Here is a 2,706-nt window from a genome sequence, read left to right as displayed (position 1 = left end):
AAATGATTTCTTTACTGTGGGGTGAAATTAACCATATCGACAATGTTAGACCCATAGACGATGAGGACCTGCCATGTCTAAATGAAATATTTGAAATATTGAAAAAGCACAACTGCATAGACAGATTTGGCGTGGCACTACTGCACAAACACTTTGATCTACAAGAAGATGAGGTGGGGGTTTGGGGAGCAATGGAACCAAAAACCAACGTAAGCCTTACCACCTCCGCTCAGAGCCTTCTTCCTAGGCAATTCCCTCGATTGATCTTCCGTACTTTTCGAAAGTATTGCTTACGGCAATGTGCATCCGAGTTAATGTGGCCCAACACCACAATCTAGGAGCTGAACAATGAGCCAATCTGACCCGCAACACCCATCCCGCCGCATGCTGCTCAAGCGCGGAGCTGCCCTTTCCACATTGGCGATTACTGGAGTGGCCGGGTTAACTGTGCCTTCAGTGTCTTTTGCCGCAGCGCTTAGCAAAGAAGAGCGAGATAAAATGACGCCGGATGAGGTCATTGAAAGCCTGAAATCTGGCAATCTGCGTTTCCGTGAAGGCAAAATGCAGCAGCATGACTATTTGGCGCAAAAGCGCGCCAGTCAAAAGGGGCAGTATCCGTCAGCGGTAATTTTAAGCTGTATTGATTCGCGCGCTCCGGCGGAAATCCTGCTGGATGCCGGTATTGGTGAAACGTTTAACTGCCGTGTGGCTGGCAATGTGGAAAACGAAGACATTCTCGGCAGCATGGAATTTGCCTGTGCTCTGGCAGGGGCCAAGGTAATAGTGGTGATGGGGCATACCTCCTGTGGTGCGGTGAAGGGTGCCATTGCCAACGCCGAACTGGGAAACCTGACTGGATTGCTGAGCAAAATTAAACCGGCAATTACTGAAACGGCATACGCAGGTGAGCGTACGGCTGACAACTATGACTTTGTCGATTCCGTTGCCCGCACCAACATCAAGATGACGCTGGCCGATATCCGTCAACACAGCCCCACCCTGAATAAGCTCGAGCAGGATGGGAAAATAAAAATTGTAGGCGCTATCTATAAGCTTGTGGGTGGAGAGGTTGAGTTCTTTACCTGAGAATAAATAACCGTCAGCCTGGGCATGGCCGCTTTCGATCACAAACAGCTACAGGTCTTCCTCTGGATTACGCAGTGGCCGTAGCTCACCTCGGGCGACTTCTTCCGGTACCGCGAAGGAGTACCGTCCCAACATATTGATATGCTCGAAGATCAGCGGCGACAGCCGAACCAGATCCTCTTCCTGCACCGGGTAGCCGTGCTGCTTTAGCCGTTCCACAGCTGCCGTCATGTAGAGGGTGTTCCACAGCACGATGATGTTCACCACCAGGCCCAAAGCACCGAGTTGATCCTCTTGACCTTCGCGATAGCGCTGGCGAAGCTCGCCGCGTTTGCCATGGAACACGGCACGGGCCAGGCTGTGCCGACCTTCGCCTCGGTTCAGTTGGGTCAGGGTGGCGCGGCGCTTGGACTCATCATCGATGTAGGTCAGTGTGTGCAGGGTTTTCTCGATCCGCCCAAACTCTGCCAGCGCTTGGGCCAGGCGGGTCGGACGATCTCCCGTTTGCAGCGTGCGCATGATGCCGGTCGCCGGCACTCGACCGAGCTTGAGTGAACCAGCTAGGCGTAGTAGGTCATCCCAGTGTTCCGCGATCAGGTCGAGCTTGACCGACTGCCGGGCGAGTCCGTTGAGCTTGCCGTAATCCGCTTCTGGGCGTGTGCGCCAGAAGCGGGTGCCGCCGACATCGGCCAAGCGCGGGCAGAAGTGATAACCGAGCAAACGGAACAACCCGAACACCACATCGCTGTAGGCACCGGTATCGGTCATGATTTGTGTGGGCTGCAATTCGGTCTGTTGTTCCAGCACAACCGCAAGCAGTACCAGGCTGTCGCGCAAGGTGCCGGGTACTGTGATGGCGTTCAGGCCGGAGAACTGGTCGGAAATCAGGTTGTACCAGGTGACGCCCCGGCCGGTACCGAAGTATTTCGGGTTGGGCCCAGCATGCACGGTGCGCACTGGTACGACGAAACGCATGCCATCGGCGGAGGCCACTTCGCCGCCGCCCCAGATCTGAGCCAGCTCCAGTTGGCTTTGCGCCGACACCAGAATGGCGTTGGCTGCTGACAGGGTGTCGTCACGGAGATAGTTCTGGCTGACCCACGACAGCCGATCACGGCGCAGCGCTTGGTTATCGTTGCGGATCAATGGCTCCAGGCCGGTGTTACAGGCGCCTCCCAGCAGCACGGCGCACAGACTTGTCACCAGGTTGTCGGCCCGCGTATTGCGTTCGGATACATGGGTGAAGGCCTCAGCGAAGCCGGTACGGGCCGCGATTTCCAATAGGATTTCCGGCAGATCGACACGCGGCATCAAGTCGGCCACTGCTGCACGCAGTTGCAATAGCGAGTTTGGCTCCTCCAACTTGTCCAGCGCCCCGAGGGACAGCTCGGTTTTACCCTCTGCGCTCTCACTTAGCTGGATGGCCGGGTTGTCGGGAAGTCGGGCGGCAACCGCCTGCCACGTTGAATCCAGCTCAGCAGACAAAGCGTCCAAAGTGGTTTTGGCGTCGATGGTCAAGCCCAGTGAGCGGCAGATGATCGGTCGCGCCGACAGCCATTCTGCGCCATCGAGCAGACCGATACGCGGGTCGGCATAGCGCCAACTGGGTGCAACAAAGAC

General features: G+C 56.2%; 2 protein-coding genes and 1 pseudogene. 2 read left to right on the top strand and 1 reads right to left on the bottom strand.

Features of this window, described 5'->3' with window-relative positions:
- Together H7698_RS31250 and H7698_RS30985 are read left to right on the top strand one after the other, a co-directional pair.
- Positions 1–338 (top strand): annotated as a pseudogene (locus H7698_RS31250) (hypothetical protein); the annotation flags it as partial.
- Between the two features lie 10 nt (positions 339–348).
- Complete coding sequence (locus H7698_RS30985; RefSeq protein ID WP_034011920.1) at positions 349–1,086, top strand: carbonic anhydrase; 738 nt, start codon at positions 349–351, stop codon at positions 1,084–1,086.
- A gap of 48 nt (positions 1,087–1,134) precedes the next feature.
- On the opposite strand, the gene H7698_RS30980 is transcribed toward H7698_RS30985, so the two are convergent.
- On the bottom strand, positions 1,135–2,706 hold a 1,572-nt coding region (locus H7698_RS30980; protein WP_194693883.1), incomplete at its 5' end, for a Tn3 family transposase.

Source organism: Pseudomonas sp. p50(2008), from assembly GCF_015351605.1.
GTDB lineage: Bacteria > Pseudomonadota > Gammaproteobacteria > Pseudomonadales > Pseudomonadaceae > Aquipseudomonas.
The sequence above is the reverse complement of the archived record's forward strand: the minus strand, read 5'-3'. Positions and strand labels throughout refer to the sequence as shown.

Coding starts and splice junctions, on each gene's coding strand:
- H7698_RS30985 (WP_034011920.1), top strand. CDS start 349: ATGAGCCAATCTGACCCGCAACACCCATCCCGCCGCATGCTGCTCAAG.